This is a genomic window from Flavobacterium esculini (assembly GCF_048284325.1).
Lineage (GTDB): Bacteria > Bacteroidota > Bacteroidia > Flavobacteriales > Flavobacteriaceae > Flavobacterium.
This window is the reverse complement of sequence record NZ_JBLVPI010000001.1, coordinates 194095-214757: the sequence shown is the minus strand read 5'-3', so window position 1 is coordinate 214757 and position 20663 is coordinate 194095. Positions and strand designations below refer to the sequence as shown.

The 20663-nt window shown below is 35.0% G+C and carries 22 protein-coding genes; 12 read left to right on the top strand and 10 right to left on the bottom strand.

The window, feature by feature from the left end:
• Window positions 1–63: 63 nt before the first annotated feature.
• The 7 genes from ACNQGG_RS00960 to ACNQGG_RS00930 all read right to left on the bottom strand — a co-directional run bounded on the left by ACNQGG_RS00960 (window position 64) and on the right by ACNQGG_RS00930 (window position 6743).
• On the bottom strand, window positions 64–468 hold the full coding sequence (locus ACNQGG_RS00960; protein ID WP_417960656.1) for a hypothetical protein: 405 nt from the start codon (window positions 466–468) through the stop codon (window positions 64–66).
• A 76-nt stretch (window positions 469–544) separates the two neighbouring features.
• The gene (locus ACNQGG_RS00955) at window positions 545–1327 is read right to left on the bottom strand and encodes an enoyl-CoA hydratase/isomerase family protein (RefSeq protein WP_417960654.1); all 783 of its coding nucleotides are present in this window, start codon (window positions 1325–1327) and stop codon (window positions 545–547) included.
• A gap of 10 nt (window positions 1328–1337) precedes the next feature.
• Window positions 1338–2810: a sensor histidine kinase gene (locus ACNQGG_RS00950; protein WP_417960652.1), complete on the bottom strand. Its 1473-nt coding sequence runs from the start codon at window positions 2808–2810 to the stop codon at window positions 1338–1340.
• 2 nt (window positions 2811–2812) lie between these two features.
• Complete coding sequence (locus ACNQGG_RS00945) at window positions 2813–3370, bottom strand: CopD family protein (RefSeq protein ID WP_417960650.1); 558 nt, start codon at window positions 3368–3370, stop codon at window positions 2813–2815.
• Complete coding sequence (locus ACNQGG_RS00940; RefSeq protein WP_417960648.1) at window positions 3354–4712, bottom strand: MATE family efflux transporter; 1359 nt, start codon at window positions 4710–4712, stop codon at window positions 3354–3356. The genes ACNQGG_RS00945 and ACNQGG_RS00940 overlap by 17 nt, the downstream gene beginning before the upstream one ends.
• The gene (hemH, locus tag ACNQGG_RS00935) at window positions 4713–5768 is read right to left on the bottom strand and encodes a ferrochelatase (protein ID WP_417960646.1); all 1056 of its coding nucleotides are present in this window, start codon (window positions 5766–5768) and stop codon (window positions 4713–4715) included. It lies immediately after the preceding gene.
• Between the two features lie 99 nt (window positions 5769–5867).
• Window positions 5868–6743: a helix-turn-helix domain-containing protein gene (locus ACNQGG_RS00930; protein WP_416855720.1), complete on the bottom strand. Its 876-nt coding sequence runs from the start codon at window positions 6741–6743 to the stop codon at window positions 5868–5870.
• Between the two features lie 229 nt (window positions 6744–6972).
• On the opposite strand from ACNQGG_RS00930, the gene hemA reads away from it, so the two are divergent.
• The 12 genes from hemA (at window position 6973) to ACNQGG_RS00870 (ending at window position 18705) form a co-directional block, all read left to right on the top strand.
• Window positions 6973–8229: a glutamyl-tRNA reductase gene (gene hemA / locus ACNQGG_RS00925; protein WP_416855719.1), complete on the top strand. Its 1257-nt coding sequence runs from the start codon at window positions 6973–6975 to the stop codon at window positions 8227–8229.
• The gene (gene hemC / locus ACNQGG_RS00920; protein ID WP_417960943.1) at window positions 8226–9146 is read left to right on the top strand and encodes a hydroxymethylbilane synthase; all 921 of its coding nucleotides are present in this window, start codon (window positions 8226–8228) and stop codon (window positions 9144–9146) included. Before hemA ends, hemC begins: the two co-directional genes overlap by 4 nt.
• Window positions 9146–9829, top strand: a complete 684-nt coding sequence (locus tag ACNQGG_RS00915) for a uroporphyrinogen-III synthase (RefSeq protein WP_417960643.1) — start codon at window positions 9146–9148, stop codon at window positions 9827–9829. Before hemC ends, ACNQGG_RS00915 begins: the two co-directional genes overlap by 1 nt.
• A gap of 22 nt (window positions 9830–9851) precedes the next feature.
• Entirely contained in the window at window positions 9852–10877 is a 1026-nt protein-coding gene (gene hemE, locus ACNQGG_RS00910; RefSeq protein WP_417960641.1) for a uroporphyrinogen decarboxylase, read from the top strand.
• 71 nt (window positions 10878–10948) lie between these two features.
• Window positions 10949–11329: a hypothetical protein gene (locus ACNQGG_RS00905; protein ID WP_417960639.1), complete on the top strand. Its 381-nt coding sequence runs from the start codon at window positions 10949–10951 to the stop codon at window positions 11327–11329.
• Between the two features lie 83 nt (window positions 11330–11412).
• Window positions 11413–13074: an RNA-binding domain-containing protein gene (locus ACNQGG_RS00900; protein ID WP_417960637.1), complete on the top strand. Its 1662-nt coding sequence runs from the start codon at window positions 11413–11415 to the stop codon at window positions 13072–13074.
• Window positions 13075–13137: 63 nt separating this feature from the next.
• Window positions 13138–14064 (top strand): oxygen-dependent coproporphyrinogen oxidase, encoded by a 927-nt coding sequence (gene hemF, locus ACNQGG_RS00895; RefSeq protein WP_417960635.1) that lies wholly within the window; start codon window positions 13138–13140, stop codon window positions 14062–14064.
• Between the two features lie 109 nt (window positions 14065–14173).
• A complete protein-coding gene (hemB, locus tag ACNQGG_RS00890; RefSeq protein ID WP_417960633.1) occupies window positions 14174–15166 on the top strand; it encodes a porphobilinogen synthase in 993 nt (330 codons plus the stop codon).
• Between the two features lie 95 nt (window positions 15167–15261).
• The gene (locus ACNQGG_RS00885; protein WP_417960631.1) at window positions 15262–15669 is read left to right on the top strand and encodes a c-type cytochrome; all 408 of its coding nucleotides are present in this window, start codon (window positions 15262–15264) and stop codon (window positions 15667–15669) included.
• 248 nt (window positions 15670–15917) lie between these two features.
• Window positions 15918–16388 (top strand): methylated-DNA--[protein]-cysteine S-methyltransferase, encoded by a 471-nt coding sequence (locus tag ACNQGG_RS00880; RefSeq protein ID WP_417960629.1) that lies wholly within the window; start codon window positions 15918–15920, stop codon window positions 16386–16388.
• An 85-nt stretch (window positions 16389–16473) separates the two neighbouring features.
• Window positions 16474–17187: a 3'-5' exonuclease gene (locus ACNQGG_RS00875; RefSeq protein WP_417960627.1), complete on the top strand. Its 714-nt coding sequence runs from the start codon at window positions 16474–16476 to the stop codon at window positions 17185–17187.
• A 78-nt stretch (window positions 17188–17265) separates the two neighbouring features.
• Window positions 17266–18705, top strand: a complete 1440-nt coding sequence (locus ACNQGG_RS00870) for a nucleoside recognition domain-containing protein (protein ID WP_417960625.1) — start codon at window positions 17266–17268, stop codon at window positions 18703–18705.
• 85 nt (window positions 18706–18790) lie between these two features.
• Here the strand turns inward: ACNQGG_RS00870 and ACNQGG_RS00865 are convergent, their stop codons facing one another.
• Genes ACNQGG_RS00865 through ACNQGG_RS00855 form a run of 3 tightly spaced genes read right to left on the bottom strand, consistent with a single transcriptional unit; the run spans window position 18791 to window position 20589 of the window.
• The gene (locus ACNQGG_RS00865) at window positions 18791–19450 is read right to left on the bottom strand and encodes a CoA transferase subunit B (protein WP_417960623.1); all 660 of its coding nucleotides are present in this window, start codon (window positions 19448–19450) and stop codon (window positions 18791–18793) included.
• A 51-nt stretch (window positions 19451–19501) separates the two neighbouring features.
• Window positions 19502–19849 carry a four helix bundle protein gene (locus ACNQGG_RS00860; protein WP_417960621.1) on the bottom strand — a complete coding sequence of 116 codons (348 nt, stop codon included), beginning with the start codon at window positions 19847–19849 and terminating at the stop codon, window positions 19502–19504.
• A gap of 38 nt (window positions 19850–19887) precedes the next feature.
• Window positions 19888–20589: a CoA transferase subunit A gene (locus tag ACNQGG_RS00855; protein ID WP_417960619.1), complete on the bottom strand. Its 702-nt coding sequence runs from the start codon at window positions 20587–20589 to the stop codon at window positions 19888–19890.
• Window positions 20590–20663 lie beyond the last annotated feature (74 nt).

Sequence of the window (20663 nt, the reverse complement as noted above, 5' to 3'; positions counted from 1 at the left end):
TTTCGATTGCTGGTTTTTTAAATCAAAAATCAGTCCCGATAGCTTCGGGATTAATCAAATATCTTAAATCGAAATCCCTTTGGATTTCATTTCTATAATTACATCCGAAGCATTTTTAAAAGTTGGCGCTTGTTCAATAATGCTTCCCACTCTTTTTTTATTGAGTTTAAAGGTAATATCATTCTCCGTTGTAAACAACAAAGCCGTTAAAAATGGGTTATTCATATACGGAGCCAAAACAAAAAAGGCCTCTTCCAACGAATGGAAACTTTCTACTTCTTCGGTTTTGTAACGCGCCGTAATCGAAAGGCTAAATACGTCATTTTCCAATAAAACGGGACGCACATAAATGTTTTTCAATTCAGTGTCGCCAATGGTTTTTGCCAAAGTTAATTTAGCGTAGGTTTTATTTTCGATGCTTTCTTTTACTTTTTCCCAAAATTGAGCAAATACTGGTTGGAAGGACATATGTTAATTTTTTGATGGTGGATTAAATTTTTTAAAAGTATGTTACAGCCTGTCGACTGTGACTGAATACTGTGTGCTATTTACCTGTAAATACCGCTTTTCTTTTCTCTAGAAATGCTGTTGTTCCTTCTTTAAAATCGGTAGTTCCGAAACATTTTCCAAAAGCTTTTATTTCCGTTTCATAGCCATTTTTGCCTTCTTTGAAATTGGCATTGATCGCTTTTACAGCTTTGCCAATTGCGTATGGGGAGTTTTTTATTATTTTTTGTGCAACACTAGTACAATAATCCAAAAGCTCGGCATCAGGCACCACGTGATTTACCAGTCCGGTTCTGTAAGCATCTTGAGCAGTTACCATTCCGGCGGTCATAATCATTTCCATGGCACGTCCTTTTCCTATTAATTGGGGTAAACGTTGCGTTCCGCCATAGCCAGGAATCAATCCAAGGGAAACTTCAGGTAAGCCCATTTTTGCATTTTCCGAAGCGACTCTGAAATGACATGCCATCGCCAGTTCTAATCCGCCACCTAATGCAAAACCATTAATTGCTGCGATAACAGGAGTTTTAAGATTTTCAATAAAATCAAATAATTTTTCTTGTCCTTCAGCAGCTAATTGCATTCCTTCTTCGATAGAAAAATTAGCAAATTCAGTAATATCGGCTCCTGCAACAAAAGCTTTTTCACCACTTCCAGTTAGAATAATAGCACGAATTTCATTGTTTTTCCCCAATGTTTTGAATGCCTTATACAAATCAGTAATAGTAGCTTTGTTTAAAGCATTTAGTTTTGTAGGGCGATTAACGGTAATGGTTGCAGTATTATTCTCTGTTGTAATTAAAAGATTTTCGTAGTTCATGATGGTAATTTTAGGAGTTAATTATTGGAAGTGAAACCGTGAAAGTAGTTCCTTTTCCAAATTCAGTATCAAAGGTAATCGTTCCTTTATAATTTTCGATAATGTTTTTAATAATACCAAGACCAAGACCCATTCCGCTACTTTTGGTGGTAAATTTAGGTTCGAATATGCGGCTGATGTCTTTCGGTTGAATCCCGATTCCGTTATCGGTAACAGTAATCAAAACATTGTCGGATACTTTTTTTATAGTAACAAGTATTGATTTTTTTTCTTGATTTTCAGGAATGGACTGAATCGCATTTTTGGCTAAATTCGTGATAATTCGAATGAGTTGTGTTCGGTCAATTTTAGAAATAATTTCGGGAGAATCACTTTGGAATTCAATATATTCTTCATTAAAAATATCCATGGCAAGTTCAACAACCTCCACCACATTCAAGGTTTCGTTTTGCTGTGCGGGCATAGATGCAAAATTTGAAAAAGCCGAAGCAACGGCGCTCATCGTGTCAATTTGTTGTATCAAGGTTTCGGAGTAATCCTTCATTTTTTGTTTTACATCATCATCGTTAGGATTGAATTTTCTTTGAAAACTTTGCACCGTCAGTCGCATTGGCGTAAGCGGATTCTTGATTTCGTGAGCAACCTGTTTTGCCATTTCGCGCCAGGCTTCTTCTCGTTCACTCTGTGCTAGTTTTATGGCACTTTTTTCCAATTCATCGACCATCCCGTTGTATGCCTTTATTAACAAATTAATTTCTTTACTGTTGGCCTCTAATACAATTTTTTCGTTTTTTTGATACAGGCTAGTCTCACTTAATTTGTCTGAAATGGTTTTCAAAGATTTTGTGATATACGAAGAAAGAAAATAAGCTACCGCAAAAGCAACAATTAGCATAAACGAATATACTTGTCCTAACCGGATGAGGAAACTATTCAATTCATTTTCATAAAACCCGTCATCTTCTACATAAGGCAGATTCAAAATGCCCAAAGGTTTAAATTTGTCGTCTTTTATCTGGCTGTACGAAGAACGATTTTTAATCCCGTCAATGGTTTTGATATCAACGTATCTTTTTTCAATAGAAGAGCGAACTAGTTTTAGAATGTATTTTGGGATGGAAGGCGATACTTTATCAACTGAAAACGATTCTTTAGAGGATTTGAGCAGTTTCCCATCCAAGCTGTAAATGTTAATTTCAATATTGTGAATTTGTGCTAATTCGTGAATTTTATCTTTAAAAATCAGACCCAAATTCTGGGTTGTCAATGGATAAGTTGTTGTGGAAAGAACATAATTTATATGCTGTTTTACTGCATTTTCATTCCGTTCTAAGCGTTCTTGATGGTATTCTTTGGCTTCGTTTTTAAATTGAATAATTGAAATGGAAGCTAATAAAATGGAAGCCATAACTATCAATACAATCATGGAAAGGAAAATCCTAACCCGCAATGAAAGCATTGTTGTCTTGAAGTTATTGAACATAATTAAGATTGATTTCTTTCTCGAATTCTTTTGTAAAATTTAAAACCTAGCATAATCAAAACGGAGAATAAAATAATCCCGATTACGCCATAAATCCAGTTAAAAGCATTTTTTAGAATGACTAAAAAAACCACTGCAAAAAGGATTATTGTCGCACCCTCATTCCACAAACGCATGAAGTTTGAAGTATAATTGACTTGATTGTTTTGCAATTGTTTGAAAATTTGATGGCATTTTCCATGGTATAAATACAACGCAAATACGAAGCCAAGTTTTACATGCATCCAGGGCATTTTTAACCAAACATTGCCTAAATCAGTAAAAAACAACATCCAAAAAGCAAAAATACTCGCTAAAACAGCCGAAGGCCAAGTGATGATATACCACATGCGGTAGGTCATTATTTTAAATTGTTTTTGTAAAATTTCTTTTTCAGGCGAGGGTTTATCTGCCGCTTCTATTTGGTAAACAAATAGTCGAACAATATTAAATAGGCCTACAAACCATGTGATTACAAAGATGAGGTGTAATGATTTGAGATAATTATAGTATTGATCCATCGGTGGTTTTTGTAAATTTAGTATTCATTTCTTTTTTTAGAAAATAGCCAGTTAGTATTGTTGATAAAATATCAGCAATGGGGAATGCAATCCATACTCCAAAAATACCTAAAAAATTTGGTAGAATCAGCACTAATGGAATTAGGAAAAATCCTTGTTTGCTTAATGTCAACAGCAATGCTTTTTTTGCCTTTCCCGCAGCTTGAAAATAAGCAGCTCCGATTAACTGAATCGATATGATTGGCGAAGCGGCGAAAACCCAGCGCAACGCTTCAGGAGTTTGAGCAATCACTAATGAGTCTGTGGTAAAGATGGCCACGATTGGTCTGGCAAAAATCAAAATGACAACAAAAATAAGCGTTGCTAAAAAAGCAGCATATTTTATTGAAAGCAATACGCTTTCTTTAACTCTTTCGTAATTCATTGCGCCGTAATTAAAGCCTGCAATAGGCAGGAAACCTTGCGTAATTCCCAGAATTGGAAACAAAGCAAACATCAACATTCGGCTAATAATTCCATAAATTACCACTGAATGTTCACCTCCGTATGTATATAAAGTGTGATTTATGATTATGGCTAAAATACTTACTACGCCTTGTCTTGAAAAAGTCACAAAACTGAGTTCAGTGATTTCTCTTACGATGGTAATTTTAAACTTAAAATGTCTCGCTTTTAACTTTAATTCGCTTTTAAAAACAAAAAACCATAACACAAAGACAAAACACATGAAATAGGAAATTGCCGTTGCCATTGCTGACCCAAACATGCCTAAATTCATCACTTTTATAAAAAGAATATCCAGTGCAATATTTACAAAAGCAGGAATAATCATGGAAATCATCGCAAATTTAGCTTTGCCTTCTGCACGGATAATATTGTTACCCATCATGCAAAGTGCCAAAAATGGAACAGAAAGAATAATTGGAAAGAAAAATTCCTTGGCGGGTTTCATTATTTCTCCCTTGGCACCAAAAAGCAACAGCATTTCGTCGCTAAAAAACACGCCAAAAAACACAAAAACGGAAGACAATAAAAAGGTCATCATGATTTGATTACCAAAAACATGCAGTGCTTTTTCCTTGTGATTGGATCCCAAAGCTCTCGAAAGAACAGAACCTCCACCCACGCCAATTGCCATTCCTAATGATGAAATCAAGAAAGTAATTGGTAATACAACAGTTACTGCGGCAATGGCTAAAGAACCAATCCATTGTCCTACAAATATGGTGTCGATTAAAATATTAACCGACATGAATAAAATACCAATAGAGGACGGAACTGCTTGTTTTATCAAGAGTTTTTTGATGTCTTGTGTTCCTAGTTCATCAGCGGTAACAGCCATTTAAGCGTTAATTTTTTCAGAGTCAGCTTTAACTGATGAAGAAGCGTTGGACCAATTCGTAATCCAATTACTCACGGTTTTACACCAATCATCGCTGTCGTTTAAACAAGGAATTGCCAAGAATTCTTCACCTCCGTGTTCTTTAAACTGATGATTAGCTTCCATCGCAATTTCTTCCAAAGTTTCCAAACAATCGGATACGAATGCGGGTGTTACAACGGCAAGTTTTTTAATGCCGCGTTCAGGCATTTTATTTATTTCCACATCTGTGTAAGGTGTCAGCCATTTGTCTCCTGCCAGTCTCGACTGAAATGTCTGACTGTATTTCCCTTCCGGAATTACCAGTAATTTTACGACTTGTTTTGTGGTTTCGTAACATTGGTGACGGTAGCAAAATTCATGTGCCGGTGAAGGCATGTTGCAACAAGAACCGTCAATTTTACAATGTGATTTGGTAATATCCGTCTTGCGAATGTGACGCTCCGGAATTCCGTGGTAGGAGAATAATAAATGATCGTAATCAAAACCTTTTAAATGATCTTTGATAGAATCGGCTAGGTTTTTTAAATAGTCCGGTTTGTTGTAAAATGCAGGAACGATAGTAAATTTCATTTCCGGAAAGTGCTTTTTACGCAATTCTTCGGCCAGTTCCAGAATGGTAGTCGTGGAAGCCATCGCATGTTGTGGATACAATGGAAAAAGTAGTACTTCATTTACGCCCTTATCATGTAGTTCTTGTAAACCAGATAATAAAGACGGATTTCCATAACGCATCGCTAAGGAAACAGGAATGTCAACTAATTGTTTTACTTTGGCGTGCATTCTTTTGGAAATAACCACCAGCGGAGAACCTTCGTCCCACCATATTTTTGCGTAAGCGGCAGCTGATTTTTTTGGCCTTGTTTGCAAAATTATTCCACGAACTAATAATGCTCGTAACAAAAACGGAACGTCAATTACGTATTTGTCCATTAAAAATTCATCTAAATAGGGTTTTACATCTTTTGGAGTTGGACTTTCTGGAGAACCAAGATTTACTAATAATACACCTTTCATGTTATCTTTTTTTGTTGGTACAAAAGTAAATAAACTTACTTTTTTATAAATTGGGATTAACTATTTTTTATTTATTGTTTAATATAAGAAATCAATTATTTACTGCGTATTTGGATTGATTGACATCAAATATTTTTTGGGCGTGGTTGCAAATTTCTTTTTGAATGCCGCTATAAAATGACTTCCGGTGCTGTACCCAATTTTCAATCCTACTTCGTTTACATTATACGAACCACTGTCCAGTAATTTTCGGGCAAAATCCATTTTGTAGTCAAATAGAAACCCATAAACCGTATCACCATAAATTTGTTTGAAACCCATTTTTAGTTTCTTTAGATTCAAACCTATTTCATCCGCCAATTCCTGTAATCCGGGTGGTTCGGCCATATTAGCAATAATAATTTCTTTGGCTTTTTTAATTTTCATTACATTGTCCTCGTCTATTAAAAAAGGACATTGTTCCGCGTTTGGATCTTCCGTTCGGTTGAAATACAAACTCAATAATTCATATCCTTTCCCTTTATAATATAGGTTTTTGATGGACGGATGCAAACTGTAATGAAACAATTGCGATAAAACAATTGCCATCGACGGACTGATATTTCCCTCGTTATAATATTTTTTGTCCTTATTGTCAGCACTTAAAAAAGTAATGTAATCGGCTTCTGTCGAAAACAAAGCGTGGAACTTTTTGATCGAAATAATAACAGAAATCACCCAGGAATTTGGCGCCAGCTCCAGATTTAAAGGCAATTCTTTCTGAGGATTGTATAAGAGCAATGATTTTTCTTCTTTTAATTCCAAAGCATAATTCCCTTGATTGAAGATGAACTTGGCACTTCCTTTTAATCCAAAATGAAACTGAATCAAACCACTGCCCACTTCACGCTGCGCATTGAAAGTATCAATACTGTCATTTTGAAAACGAATCAGGGTAAAATCATCTTCTATTTTTATAATTTCCTGAGAACCCATAGCGATATTTTTTTAATATGAAAATGATATTTATTAGATGTTTTTATTTAGAATAGCTCTAAATAAAGCGATTCAAACAACTTGATTTCATTACAAAAATAGAATTTTTTACAATAAAATAAGCAATTAGAATCAAAAAATCATTTAACGATACAAAAAGAACTTCTAGCGTTACTTTTATAAATACTATAGTGATAATTTTGTCTCACTTTCTGGTAAAGTGCAAAATATGGAAAACAATAACACATCAAAGCATCATTATTTTTACTCCGTTGGATTGAGTTATAAAAAAGCAGATGCCGAGATTAGAGGGAAATTTAGTTTAGATGCTGCTGCAAAAACGCGTTTATTGGAGCAAGCCAAAACTGAGGGAATAGAAAGTTTAATAGTTACTTCTACCTGCAACCGAACCGAAATTTACGGTTTCGCGGAGCATCCTTTCCAATTAATCAAATTAATTTGCGAAAACAGTCAAGGTTCTGTTGAAGCATTTCAAAAAGTTGGTTTTGTTTATAAAAACCAAGAAGCGATAAGTCATTTATTTCGCGTAGGAACCGGTTTGGACAGTCAAATCTTGGGTGATTTCGAAATTATTGCTCAAATAAAATCCAGTTTTGCACAATCAAAATCTTTTGGTTTAGCCAATACTTTTATGGAAAGATTGGTGAATGCCGTTATACAAGCCAGTAAAAAGATAAAAACCGATACGGAGATTAGCTCTGGTGCTACTTCGGTTTCTTTTGCGGCGGTTCGATATATTATCAACAACGTAGAAGACATTGGAAATAAAAATATTCTATTATTTGGTACTGGTAAAATTGGTAGAAATACCTGTGAAAATTTAGTGAAACATACTAAAAATGAGCATATCACTTTAATTAACAGAACGAAAGCCAAAGCTGAGGAGCTAGCCGGAAAATTGAATTTAATTGTAAAAGATTATTCGGAATTGCATCTTGAACTGCAAAAAGCAGATGTTGTTGTAGTGGCTACCGGCGCTCAAAATCCTACGGTCGATAAAGCCATTCTGAATTTGAAGAAACCATTATTGATTCTGGATTTATCCATTCCGAAAAATGTGAATGAGGATGTGGAAGAAATCGAAGGCGTTACGCTAATTCACATGGATTATTTGTCACAACTAACGGATGAGACTTTAGAAAATAGAAAAAAACACATTCCTGCTGCCGAAGCTATTATTGAAGAAATAAAAGAAGAATTCATTACTTGGACCAAAGGCAGAAAATTTGCTCCAACAATCCATGCTTTAAAAGCAAAATTGAACGCTATAAAAATATCCGAATTGGATTTTCAAAGCAAGAAAATTTCAAATTTCAATGAAGAACAAGCAGAGATTATCAGCAATAGAATTATCCAAAAAATAACCACACATTTTGCAAACCATTTAAAAGATGATGATACCATGGTAGATGAAAGTATCGAATGGATTGAGAAAGTTTTTAAAATTGGAGCGACTACAAAATAATGAATAAAACCATACGAATAGGAACACGCGATAGTGAACTCGCACTTTGGCAAGCCCACACTGTCGAAAAAAAACTAAATGATTTAGGCTATAAAACCGAAATCATAGCGGTAAAATCACAAGGAGATCTTCTTCTCGACAAGCCACTTTACGAATTAGGAATTACAGGGATTTTTACCAAAACATTGGATATCGCCATGATCAATGGTCAGGTTGATATTGCGGTGCATTCCATGAAAGATGTTCCTACGGCTTTACCAATAGGAATTGTGCAAGCGGCTGTTCTGGAAAGAGCGAATACTTTAGATATTTTGGTATACAAAGGAAATCTTGATTTTCTTAACGGAGCAGGAACAATTGCGACAGGCAGTTTGCGTCGTCAGGCACAATGGTTAAATAAATATCCCAATCACAACGTAGTTGATTTACGTGGAAATGTCAATACCAGAATGCAAAAATTGCAGGACAGCGATTGGAATGGAGCTGTTTTTGCAGCAGCTGGATTGGAAAGAATCAACTTGAAACCGTCAAATTATATCGATTTGGATTGGATGATTCCGGCGCCGGCTCAAGGTGCTATGGTTGTTGTCGCTATGGCAAATGATGATTTTTGTAGAGAAGCCGTTTCTGAACTGAATGATATTGATACCGAAGTATGTACGCATATTGAAAGACAGTTTTTAAAAACACTCGAAGGTGGTTGTACGGCACCAATTGGCGCTTTAGCTACTTTTGTTGAAGATGATATTTGGTTTAAAGGAGTCCTTTTTTCTATCGATGGTAAACAAAAAATCGAAATCGAAAAAACCGTTCCGATGCAAGAATGGAAAAAACTAGGTTTTTATTGTGCCAAAGAAATTTTAGAAAATGGCGGGATAGAATTGATGACAGAAATTAAAATTAATTTGAAGAAATAATGAGCCAAACAAGCATTTTATCCACCAAAACATTGTCGGCAGAACAAAGGCAAGTATTTATTGATGCTAATTTTGATCTTTTAGAACAAGATTTCATCGAAATTAAAAACAACCTTTTTGAACTGAATACAATCAACAACAATTTAATTTTTAGTAGCCAAAATGCTGTTTTAAGTTTGATAGAACAAAACGGTTGGGAAGTTTTAAAGACTAAACCTGTTTTTTGTGTAGGTATTAAAACTAAGGAATTACTTGAATTACATGGTTTTACAGTTGATGTTTATTTGGATTACGCATCTGAATTAGCCGAAATAATCACTTTAATTTACAATAAGGAAAGCTATACTTTTTTAAGCGGAAATTTGCGTAAAGAAACGTTGCCTGAAGCATTAAAAAGTGCAGGAATAACTTTTAACGAAATCGAAGTGTATCAAACAACGCTTGCGCCTTTTAAAATATCAGACCAAGAAAATTTTGACGGAATTATGTTTTTTAGCCCATCTGCCGTTGAAAGTTATTTGACAAACAATAAAATCAAGAATGAAGTTTGTTTTTGCGTAGGCACTACTACAGCATCAGCATTAGAAACAAAGAAAATTAAAAACATAGTAATTGCCGAAACACCAACTATCGAAGAGGTGATTTTGGAAGTTATTGAATATTATACACCGGAAAGCATCTAGCAATCTGCTAAAATTTAAATACATGATTAAGAACGACCTATTTTTAAGAGCACTAAAAGGAGAAACTGTAGAACGTCCACCAGTTTGGATGATGCGTCAAGCGGGAAGATATTTACCGGAATTTATCGCTTTGCGTGACAAGTATGATTTTTTCACCCGTTGTCAAACTCCAGAATTAGCTGCTGAAATCACCGTACAACCGATACGCAGAATTGCTCCGGATGCTGCGATTTTATTTTCGGATATTTTGGTAATTCCACAGGCCATGGGAATTGAGGTGTTGATGAAAGAAAATTTTGGTCCGTTTTTACCAAATCCTATTCGTACGATTCAAGATGTAGAAAAAGTAATTGTTCCTGATGTACATGAAACATTAGGATACGTTTTTGATGCTATCAAATTGACCAAAGAAATGTTGAATGATGAGGTGCCATTAATTGGTTTTGCAGGTTCTCCTTGGACAATTATGTGTTACGCTGTGGAAGGGAAAGGTTCTAAAAGTTTTGACATGGCCAAAGGATTTTGTTTTCAACATCCAGAAGCTGCGCATGTTTTATTGCAAAAAATCACGGACACCACTATTTTATACTTGAAAGAAAAAGTAAAAGCTGGGGTTGATGCCGTTCAGATTTTTGACTCTTGGGGCGGAATGCTTTCTCCAGTTGATTATCAGGAATTCTCTTGGAAATACATCAACCAAATCATTGAAGCTTTGGCTGATGATGCACCGGTAATTGTTTTTGGAAAAGGATGTTGGTTTGCGTTGGGTGAAATGGGAAAAAGTAGAGCATCAGCATTAGGTGTTGACTGGACTTGTTCTCCAAGAAATGCAAGATACTTGTCAGGTGGAAACATCACGTTACAAGGGAATTTTGACCCGTCAAGATTGTTGTCTCCAATTCCGGTGATTAAGAAAATGGTTCATGAAATGATTGACGAATTCGGAAAAGACAAATACATCGTGAATTTAGGTCACGGAATTTTACCAAATATTCCCGTGGATCACGCGAAAGCGTTCATTGATGCAGTGAAGGAGTACGGGAAATAGTTTACAGTCTCGGTTCTCAGTTTCCAGAATTCGAAACTGCGACTGAATACTGCGACTGAATACTGAAAATTATGCTAAACAAAGTATTACGAGACCAGGAAAGTATTCGAATAGACAATGTGCTAAAGACATTGCTTTCTATAGTTTTTGTGCCTAAGTCTTGGAATTTAGAAGATAAAACAAACATAGAAGAGCAATTGAAAGACTTTGGATTAAACATTCAAAGTCTGATCGATTGTAATGAAAAGGATTTAATTACGCATTTATTACGTTGTCATTTGGATTGGAATCAGCTAGAGCAATTTGCTGATTTTTTAGTGATTGCTTCGAAAAATAATCCGTTTGATTTTTCTCAAAAAGCAATTGCCATTTACAATTATATTCAGCAGGAAAGTAAAGTGTTTTCGTTTGGAATTAATAGTAAAATAGCTGCTGCAAGAGCAAATTTATAAAAGCGTTGATGAAATCGATTATTTGCTTGAATTGAAAACTAGATTTGCGTCTCTATATTTGTAATTAACAAATGCACCAAACAATGACTGAAAAAGAATTACATGATTATTTAAAGACAAACTATCCAATCGAAAATGAAAAATGCGAGTGGAAAGAATTTAAGTCTTTAAAAAATTCTGTTTCAGGAGCTGCTGGTAGTGATATAATCTCCTATATTTCTGCCATATCCAATATGCAAGGTGGAAATTTGATAATTGGAATTCAAGACAAAACCTTGAATATTGTAGGAATTCAAGATTTTGCCGGTTATACAATTGAAAATATTAGATTTAGAATTAATGGAAATATTACTAATCTAAACGTAGAAGTATTTAGCGTTCAAGAATTCATTACATCTGACACCAATAAAGTGGTTTGGATTTTCCATATTCCAAAACATCAGTTCAGGTTACCGGTTTATGCTAATAAAAAAACTTGGCAACGTATTGATGATAATTTAGTCGAAATGACCAAAGCAAGATTGGATGCAATCCTTGAGCAAGTTCAGGTTAACAAAGATTGGTCTAAAGTAACTATTCCAGAAGCAACTTTGGAAGATTTAGATTCAGAGGCTATAAAAAAAGCCAGAGTTGAATTTAAAAAAAGAAACCCTAAATATTCAGATGAAGTTGACAATTGGAATGATGTAGATTTTTTAAATAAAGCAAAACTTACTATTAAAGGAAAGATAACTAGAACGGCTCTAATTCTTTTAGGAAAAGATGAATCAGAACATTATTTAGGTTCTTCCGTAAAAATTAGGTGGAATCTAAAAACGATTGATAATCAAGATAAAGATTTTGAAATATTTTCTATTCCATTCATATTATCAGTTGATGAAGTTTATAAAAAAATTAGAAATTTAAAATACCGCTATTTACGAGATGGGACATTATTCCCAGACGAAGTGTTGCGATACGAGCCCTTTATTATAAGAGAATCTTTAAATAATGCTATTGCGCATCAAGATTATTTTAAAGGGGCAAGAATTAATGTTGTTGAATTTGAAGATGATCATTTAGTGTTTTCTAATTATGGTTCATTTTTACCAAAGTCAGTTGAGGATGTGGTTTTGAATGATACGCCAGAAGAAGTGTATAGAAATCCCTTTTTAGTTGAAGCAATGAAAAATTTGGATATGATTGAAACCCAAGGAGGAGGAATTCGAAAAATATTTAACTTCCAAAAACAAAGATTTTTTCCTTTGCCAAATTATAATTTTGAAGATAATAAAGTTAAGGTAACGATAACGGGTAAAATTTTAGATGAAAACTTTGCTAAAATTATTATCAAAAATTCAAACTTAGGCTTAGACGAAATCATTTTGTTGGATAAAGTTCAAAAATACAAAGAAATTTCAGAAAGGGAATTTAAACATCTAAAAAAATTAAAGTATATTGAAGGGAGTAGACTTAATTTTTACTTATCATATCACATTATTGAGTCTACAAATGATGAAAATTTACAAGCCGAATATTTAGCTAATCGTAGTTTTGACGATTCTCATTTTAAAGATATGATACTTGAATGTCTTAAAAAATGGGGAAAGACGAAACGTAATAAAATTGATAACTTAATTATTCCAAAACTTTCCGCTGTGCTTTCAGAAGACAAAAAGAAAAAGAAAGTTACAAATTTTCTTTCTGCCTTGGGAAGAGAGGGTAAAATACAATGTCTTCCAGGATATTATTGGGAATTAATTTAGACACTTTTAAATACTTTTTAGACACTTTTTAGACACTTTTTAAAACGCTTTTGCCATTCAATAATGAAAGAACAATTTTATCAATACATACTAAACCTTCAAGACCAAATCTGTAAAGGTTTGGAAGGTGTTGAAGGTCAAGCCAAATTCCGTGAAGACCTTTGGGAACGTCCGGAAGGCGGAGGAGGAAGAACACGCGTGATAGAGAACGATCCCGAAGGGTCGGGAGTTTTCGAAAAAGGCGGGGTTAATATTTCGGCAGTTCACGGAAAATTACCGGAAGCCATGCAGAAAATGTTCAATGTAGGCGAAGCTGATTTTTTTGCCTGCGGATTAAGTTTGGTCTTGCACCCAAAAAGCCCAATGGTTCCTACAGTTCATGCCAATTGGCGCTATTTCGAAATGTATGATGATAACGGAAATGTGATTCAGCAATGGTTTGGTGGCGGACAGGATTTAACACCGTATTATTTGTTTGAAGAAGATGCCATTCATTTTCATCAAACCTGTAAAACCGCTTGTGACAAACACTCCCGAAGCGTCGGGACAGATTTTTATCCAAAATACAAGAAACAATGCGATGCTTATTTTTGGAACGCTCACAGAAATGAAGCCCGTGGAATTGGCGGATTATTTTTCGATTATTGCAAAGCAACGGAGACCATGACTATGGATAACTGGTTCGATTTCGTATCCGAAGTGGGGAATAGTTTCCTGGAAGCGTATGTGCCAATTGTAGAAAAAAGAAAAGATTTACCATATACACCAGAACAAAGAACGTGGCAAGAAATTCGCCGTGGTCGCTATGTGGAATTTAATTTGGTTCACGATAAAGGCACTTTATTTGGTTTAAAAACTAACGGAAGAATCGAAAGTATCCTGATGAGTTTGCCACCACATGTGCAATGGGTGTACGATCATCATGCAGAAGCCGGAAGCGAAGAAGAAAAATTAGTAAACGTATTAGAAAACCCAAGAGATTGGATTTAAATATTTAAACCATTAAGAAATTAAGAAAAATTAAGTGTAGAACCTTAATGAACCTTAATTTCTTAATGGTTCAAAAAATAAATTAAAGTTTAACTTTAAACTAAAAAATATGTTCCCATTACACAGAGGTAGAAGATTAAGAACTAATGAATCCATTAGAAGTTTAGTTCGCGAAACCAGTTTAAGTCCATCGGATTTTATGTTTCCCATGTTTATTGCGGAAGGCGAAAATGTGCAAGTGGAAATTGAGTCCATGCCGGGTATATTTCGTCGTTCTATCGATTTAACCGTAAAAGAAATCAAAGAATTATTCGATTTAGGCATTCGTGCGGTCAATATTTATGTAAAGGTCAGTGAAAATTTAAAAGACAATACGGGACTGGAAGCTTGGAATCCAAACGGATTGATGCAAAATGCCATTCGTGCCATCAAAGCCGCTTGTCCGGAAATGATTGTAATGCCTGATGTGGCTTTAGATCCTTATTCTATTTATGGTCATGACGGAATTATTGCAAACGACGATATAGAAAATGATTCGACTGTGGATGCTTTAGTCAAAATGGCTGTTTCTCATGCGCAAGCTGGTGCCGATTTTGTAGCGCCCTCGGATATGATGGACGGACGTGTGTTGCGTTTGCGCGAAGGTTTAGATGCTGCCGGTTTTCATAATGTAGGCATCATGAGTTATTCTGCAAAATATGCCTCTGCTTTTTACGGACCATTTCGCGATGCATTAGACAGCGCTCCAGTTGATGCAACTGAAATTCCAAAAGATAAAAAAACATACCAAATGGATTATGCCAATCGCATTGAAGCCATCAAAGAAGCGTTATGGGATGTGGAAGAAGGTGCCGATATGGTGATGGTGAAGCCCGGAATTGCCTATTTAGACATCGTTCGTGAGGTTAAAAATGCGGTAAATGTTCCTGTAACGGTTTATCATGTTTCAGGGGAATACGCGATGATTAAAGCTGCTGCCGAAAGAGGTTGGCTCGACCATGACAAAATCATGATGGAACAATTAATGTGTATCAAAAGGGCAGGGGCAAGCTTGATTTCGACCTATTTTGCTAAGGAAGCAGCAGTACTTTTAAACAAGTAAAATTGAGATTTTTTTGATTCTAATAATTTTAATTCTTTTTTTTGATTTTAATTTCAAAAAATGATTTATTTTTGAGAAAACTAAAAAAAACCAAAATGAAAAAAGTATTAATAATTGCAATTGCATTTTTAGCTTTTTCTTGTAAAAAACAAGAAGCTGAAAAACAATCCGAACCTGCAGCATCAGAGGCAGCATCTTCTGAAGGAATGGCAGAAGAAGTTCAAACACCAGAACAATTAGGAAAGCAAATCTTTGAAGGAAAAGGAACTTGTATCTCTTGTCATAAAACAGATGTAAAGTTGATAGGACCAAGTTTACAAGACATTGCCAAAATGTACAAAGAGAAAAATGGTAATATCGTTACTTTCTTGAAAGGGGAGAGCAAACCTATTGTTGATCCCGCTCAATATGCATTAATGCAACCAAATATTGTCCTTACAAAAACGTTTACTGACGAAGAATTACAGGCGTTAGAAGCTTATGTATATTCAAATCTGAAATAGATTTTTATTATCGTCGAAATATGGAGCTAATCCCGCTATCATTCCAATCTTTCTAGTCCTGAACTTGTTTCAGGATCCTGAAACAAGTTCAGGACTAGAAAGGATTTTTCCCTTCTATCGGGGCTAAAACACAAGAACCATTCGTGTAATCGAATGGTTTTTTTATTTCTAATACGATTCGATTTTATTTTTTTACAACTTTGTGTCTTCTACAGGAACATTGCGGTTAATTTTTTTATCTTTAAAATATGGAAACAGCTTATATTAAAACTCCTTTAGGAATTGCAACAATCATGGGCGATGAAAATGGTATTTCGGTGATTTCAGTTACTGATGAAGGAACTGTTTCAACAGTAATCCCAACTGTTTTACAAGAAGTGGTCTCGCAACTCAACGATTATTTTGATGGAAAAAGAACGGGTTTTGATTTTACCATGAATCCAAAAGGAACTGATTTTCAACAAAAAGTGTGGAAAGAATTACTGGAAATTCCATTTGGGAAAACCATGTCTTATATGGATTTATCTAAAAGATTAGGCGATGTCAAAGCGATTCGAGCAGTGGCTTCTGCCAATGGAAAAAACCCGCTCTGGATTGTCATTCCCTGTCATCGGGTTATTGGAACTGATGGTTCACTTACAGGGTATGCAGGTGGTTTATGGCGTAAAAAATGGCTATTGGAACACGAAAATCCAACCACACAACAAAGTTTGTTTTAAAATAGAACCTTAGATTTTAAAAGGCCAATATAGTCTAATAATCTAAAATGTCTAAAAATCTAAGAAGTCTAACAAAATCTAAAATATGATTGAAAAAATAAACCTCAATAATATCTTATTCCTCGACATAGAAACAGTTCCGGAAGCGGAAGATTTCAATGCATTAGATTCTGAAATGAAAGATCTTTGGGAACACAAAACCCAATACCAGCGGAAAGACGAATACAGTCCAGAGGATTTCTATGACCGTGCCGGGATTTGGGCTGAGTTTGGTAAAATTGTCTGTATCTCCGTAGGCTTTTTTACGATCAAAGGGGATATTCGAAATTTTAGGGTGACTTCTTTTTTTGGAGAAGAAAAGAAAATTCTCCTAGATTTTAATAATTTATTAAACACTCATTTCAACCAACCGCAACATGTTTTGTGTGGTCATAATGCTAAAGAATTTGATATCCCATTTATCGCCAGACGAATGATTATAAACCAAATTGCTATTCCCAACAAACTGAACCTATTTGGAAAAAAACCTTGGGAAATATCACATTTAGATACGTTGGAATTGTGGAAATTTGGAGATTATAAACACTACACTTCTTTAAAGTTAATGTGTAAAGTACTTGGAATTCCTTCACCAAAAGGCGATATCGACGGCAGTCAGGTAGGACATGTTTTTTATGTTGATAAAGACATCGATCGAATTGTAACTTATTGTGAAAAAGACACGATTGCAGTAGCGCAAATTTTCCTTCGTTTGCGACGAGAAGATTTGTTGATTGATGAGGAGATTATTCATGTTTAAACTGTCGCAACCCAATCAGGGTTGAAAATCCTGATGAGGTTTGTTAATAAATATTTACATTTACAAAAATTATAAATTATGGTATTGAGTAGATTCTGGTTGGTTATTTTTATTTCAGCAATTGTATTTGTAGTGTTTAGTTTGTTTTCTGGAGACAGTTATACTATTGACCACGTTTTGAACGGAAAGAAAGATGATCCAATTCTGGTTTCGGAGAAATTTACCGAAGAACTTCCTGCTTTTATAAAAGACAGCATTAAGACAGCACCAGAACAAACCATGATTATCAATCGGGACACGCTGAATGCGGACACGACTTATGTTTATAAAAACAAAACCGTAAAAATTTACAGTGGTGTTCAAAAATCAGATGGTTTATTGCCAACGTGTAAAAGTACTTTACTAGAATTAATCCTGCCACTGATGGCTTATTTGGCTTTTTTCTGTGGATTGATGGAGCTTTTAATCATTTCCGGAGCTTCTGGAAAGTTGGCTAAAGCATTGAGTCCTGTTTTTGTAAAAGTGTTTCCGAGTATTCCCAAAAACCATCCTTCTATTTCCTACATGACTTTAAACTTTGCGGCTAATTTTCTGGGCTTAGACTCTGCTGCAACTCCTTTTGGTCTAAAAGCCATGGAGAGTTTACAAGAAATAAATCCAGACAAAGACAAGGCCAGTGATGCACAAATTATGTTCATGTGTTTGCATGCTTCGGGTCTTACTTTAATCGCTACTTCTATTATAGGATATCGTGCTGCAGCTAATGCAAGCAATCCTGCGGATGTAATGTTGCCTTGTATTATCACTTCTTTTATAGGAACAATTGCGGCTTTTCTGATAGTTGGAATCAAACAAAAAATAAATTTCAAAAGTGCTTCTTTGGTTATCGTATTGATAACATTAATAGCTGCAATTGTTGGTTTGTTGATGTATGTGAACCATTTGGATTTAATTGGAAAAAACTATTTTACATCTAATCTTTCGGTTTTAATATTAATTGGAATAATTGCCTTTACCTTGATCTTTTCGTTTATTCATGAAAAAAAATTTACTGAAGCATCTACTACAGTTTTTGAAAGTTTTGTAGTGGGAGCCAATAATGGTGTGAAAACTGGCGTGACTATTTTTCCTTATGTATTGGGAATGTTGGTTGCCATTTCTTTATTCAGAAACAGTGGTTTATTTGAAATTATTAGCAATTGGATCGCTTTCATTTTTTCTAATATGGGAGTAAGTAAGGAAATTACGGACGCTTTACCAGTCGCTTTACTTCGTCCTTTTAGTTCGGCCGGGTCAAGAGGATTTTTGATTGATTCGATGAACACTTTTGGGGCAGATTCCTTAACGGCAAGATTGAGCAGTATTTTTCAATGTAGTGCCGAAAGTACTTTTTATGTGATAGCAGTTTATTTTGGTTCCGTAAATATTAAAAACACTCGTTATGCACTAGGAACGATGCTTATAGTCGATTTGATTTGTGTGATTACGGCTATTTTTGTAGCGACTTGGTTTTTTTAAACTAAAAGTGGAGGAATTATAAAACATAAAACCACGAATTTCAAGATTGAAATTCGTGGTTTTATGTTTTATAAAAGTGTTGATTTTAATCAATAACCATCTCCGGAACGTCACCTTCAATAATTAAATTTGCTTCAGTGGAAGCGATGATATGTTCTACGGTTACACCTGGTGCGCGTTCCAAGAGTTTGAAACCTTGTGGAGTTATTTCTAAAACGGCTAATTCAGTAACTACTTTTTTAACGCAACCTACACCAGTTAGCGGTAACGTGCATCTTTTAAGAATTTTTGATTCTCCGGCTTTGTTTACGTGCATCATGGCAACAATAATGTTTTCGGCAGAGGCAACTAAATCCATTGCACCACCCATTCCTTTGACCATTTTACCTGGAATTTTCCAGTTGGCAATATCACCGTTTTCCGCAACTTCCATAGCACCTAGGATTGTCAAATCAACATGTTGCCCACGTATCATTCCAAAACTGAATGCTGAGTCAAAGAAACTTGCTCCGGGCAAGGTAGTTATCGTTTGTTTTCCTGCGTTGATTAAATCAGCGTCTTCATCGCCTTCAAAAGGGAACGGACCCATTCCCAGAACTCCATTTTCACTTTGAAATTCAACGTCAATTCCTTCTGGAACATAATTAGCCACTAATGTTGGAATTCCGATTCCGAGATTCACATAATAGTTGTGTTTTAATTCTTTGGCAATGCGTTTTGCAATTTGATTTTTATCTAAAGCCATTTCTTAATGTATCAATTTATGAATGTAACAATATATCAATTTTGACAATTGTTACTTATTACTTTTACTAGTGCTTAGGATTTTGTAAACTATTAATCCTAATTCATTAATTTGAATTTTTAGGTTTTCATCAAAAGGATAGGAGGATGCTTTTTCACAAAGCAAAAGCCAGTATTTTGTTTCCTCAAGTTCTTTGGCAGCAATTTTAATTTTGTGAATAAAATCTGCTCTACTTTCTGCATTCTGTGCTTCATGAATATTAGCGCCTATACTTGTTCCTGACTTTAATAGTTGATTGGCAACAATAAATTTGCGTTTATTTTCTAATATTTCACAAAAAGCTATAATGCCTAATGCAAAATCAATGGATTTAGTAACAACAATATTCTCTTTATCCATTTTTTATTAATTGTTATATTGAAAAATTGCTAAATTGTTTAATTTTCTGCACGAACCGTTCTTTGTTCAATTCTTTTTTCATAATTCACGCCTTGAAAAATTCTATTTACAAGTATCCCTGGAATATGAATTTCATTTGGATCTAAACTTCCTGCAGGCAATAATTCTTCTACTTCGGCAACAGTAATTTTTGCTGCTCCGGCCATACAAGGATTGAAGTTTCTTGCAGTTCCTTTGAATATTAAGTTTCCAGCTTCGTCACCTTTCCATGCTTTTATAATGGCAAAATCAGCTTTGAAGGCCAATTCCATGACATGCATTTTTCCATTGAATTCGCGTGTTTCCTTACCTTCGGCTACTTCAGTTCCAAAACCGGCAGGTGTGAAAAAAGCAGGAATTCCCGCTTGTGCTGCACGACAACGTTCCGCAAGTGTTCCTTGTGGAATTAGATCTACTTCAAGTTCACCGGAAAGCATTTGACGTTCAAATTCAGCATTTTCTCCTACATAGGAAGAAATCATTTTCTTGATTTGACGCTTTTGCAAAAGCAATCCAAGTCCAAAATTATCAACACCGGCATTGTTGGAAATGCAGGTTAAATCCTTGTTTTCTTTTTTTACTAATTCGGCAATGGAGTTTTCGGGGATTCCACAGAGTCCAAAACCGCCCAGCATTATGGTCATTCCGTTTTCAATGCCTTGAAGTGCATCTTGAACGGTATTTACTTTTTTATTGATCATAGTATGTTTTTTAGCCCATCCCGAAACTTCGGGAGGGAACGGCATTCTTTCTAGTACTGAACTGGTTTCAGTAT

What these genes read in the sequence shown, in the direction of transcription:
- ACNQGG_RS00960 (WP_417960656.1), bottom strand. Translation starts at nt 468, where the DNA reads ATGTCCTTCCAACCAGTATTTGCTCAATTTTGGGAAAAAGTAAAAGAA.
- ACNQGG_RS00955 (WP_417960654.1), bottom strand. Translation starts at nt 1,327, where the DNA reads ATGAACTACGAAAATCTTTTAATTACAACAGAGAATAATACTGCAACC.
- ACNQGG_RS00950 (WP_417960652.1), bottom strand. Translation starts at nt 2,810, where the DNA reads ATGTTCAATAACTTCAAGACAACAATGCTTTCATTGCGGGTTAGGATT.
- ACNQGG_RS00945 (WP_417960650.1), bottom strand. Translation starts at nt 3,370, where the DNA reads ATGGATCAATACTATAATTATCTCAAATCATTACACCTCATCTTTGTA.
- ACNQGG_RS00940 (WP_417960648.1), bottom strand. Translation starts at nt 4,712, where the DNA reads ATGGCTGTTACCGCTGATGAACTAGGAACACAAGACATCAAAAAACTC.
- hemH (WP_417960646.1), bottom strand. Translation starts at nt 5,768, where the DNA reads ATGAAAGGTGTATTATTAGTAAATCTTGGTTCTCCAGAAAGTCCAACT.
- ACNQGG_RS00930 (WP_416855720.1), bottom strand. Translation starts at nt 6,743, where the DNA reads ATGGGTTCTCAGGAAATTATAAAAATAGAAGATGATTTTACCCTGATT.
- hemA (WP_416855719.1), top strand. Translation starts at nt 6,973, where the DNA reads ATGGAAAACAATAACACATCAAAGCATCATTATTTTTACTCCGTTGGA.
- ACNQGG_RS00915 (WP_417960643.1), top strand. Translation starts at nt 9,146, where the DNA reads ATGAGCCAAACAAGCATTTTATCCACCAAAACATTGTCGGCAGAACAA.
- hemE (WP_417960641.1), top strand. Translation starts at nt 9,852, where the DNA reads ATGATTAAGAACGACCTATTTTTAAGAGCACTAAAAGGAGAAACTGTA.
- ACNQGG_RS00905 (WP_417960639.1), top strand. Translation starts at nt 10,949, where the DNA reads ATGCTAAACAAAGTATTACGAGACCAGGAAAGTATTCGAATAGACAAT.
- ACNQGG_RS00900 (WP_417960637.1), top strand. Translation starts at nt 11,413, where the DNA reads ATGACTGAAAAAGAATTACATGATTATTTAAAGACAAACTATCCAATC.
- hemF (WP_417960635.1), top strand. Translation starts at nt 13,138, where the DNA reads ATGAAAGAACAATTTTATCAATACATACTAAACCTTCAAGACCAAATC.
- hemB (WP_417960633.1), top strand. Translation starts at nt 14,174, where the DNA reads ATGTTCCCATTACACAGAGGTAGAAGATTAAGAACTAATGAATCCATT.
- ACNQGG_RS00885 (WP_417960631.1), top strand. Translation starts at nt 15,262, where the DNA reads ATGAAAAAAGTATTAATAATTGCAATTGCATTTTTAGCTTTTTCTTGT.
- ACNQGG_RS00880 (WP_417960629.1), top strand. Translation starts at nt 15,918, where the DNA reads ATGGAAACAGCTTATATTAAAACTCCTTTAGGAATTGCAACAATCATG.
- ACNQGG_RS00875 (WP_417960627.1), top strand. Translation starts at nt 16,474, where the DNA reads ATGATTGAAAAAATAAACCTCAATAATATCTTATTCCTCGACATAGAA.
- ACNQGG_RS00870 (WP_417960625.1), top strand. Translation starts at nt 17,266, where the DNA reads ATGGTATTGAGTAGATTCTGGTTGGTTATTTTTATTTCAGCAATTGTA.
- ACNQGG_RS00865 (WP_417960623.1), bottom strand. Translation starts at nt 19,450, where the DNA reads ATGGCTTTAGATAAAAATCAAATTGCAAAACGCATTGCCAAAGAATTA.
- ACNQGG_RS00860 (WP_417960621.1), bottom strand. Translation starts at nt 19,849, where the DNA reads ATGGATAAAGAGAATATTGTTGTTACTAAATCCATTGATTTTGCATTA.
- ACNQGG_RS00855 (WP_417960619.1), bottom strand. Translation starts at nt 20,589, where the DNA reads ATGATCAATAAAAAAGTAAATACCGTTCAAGATGCACTTCAAGGCATT.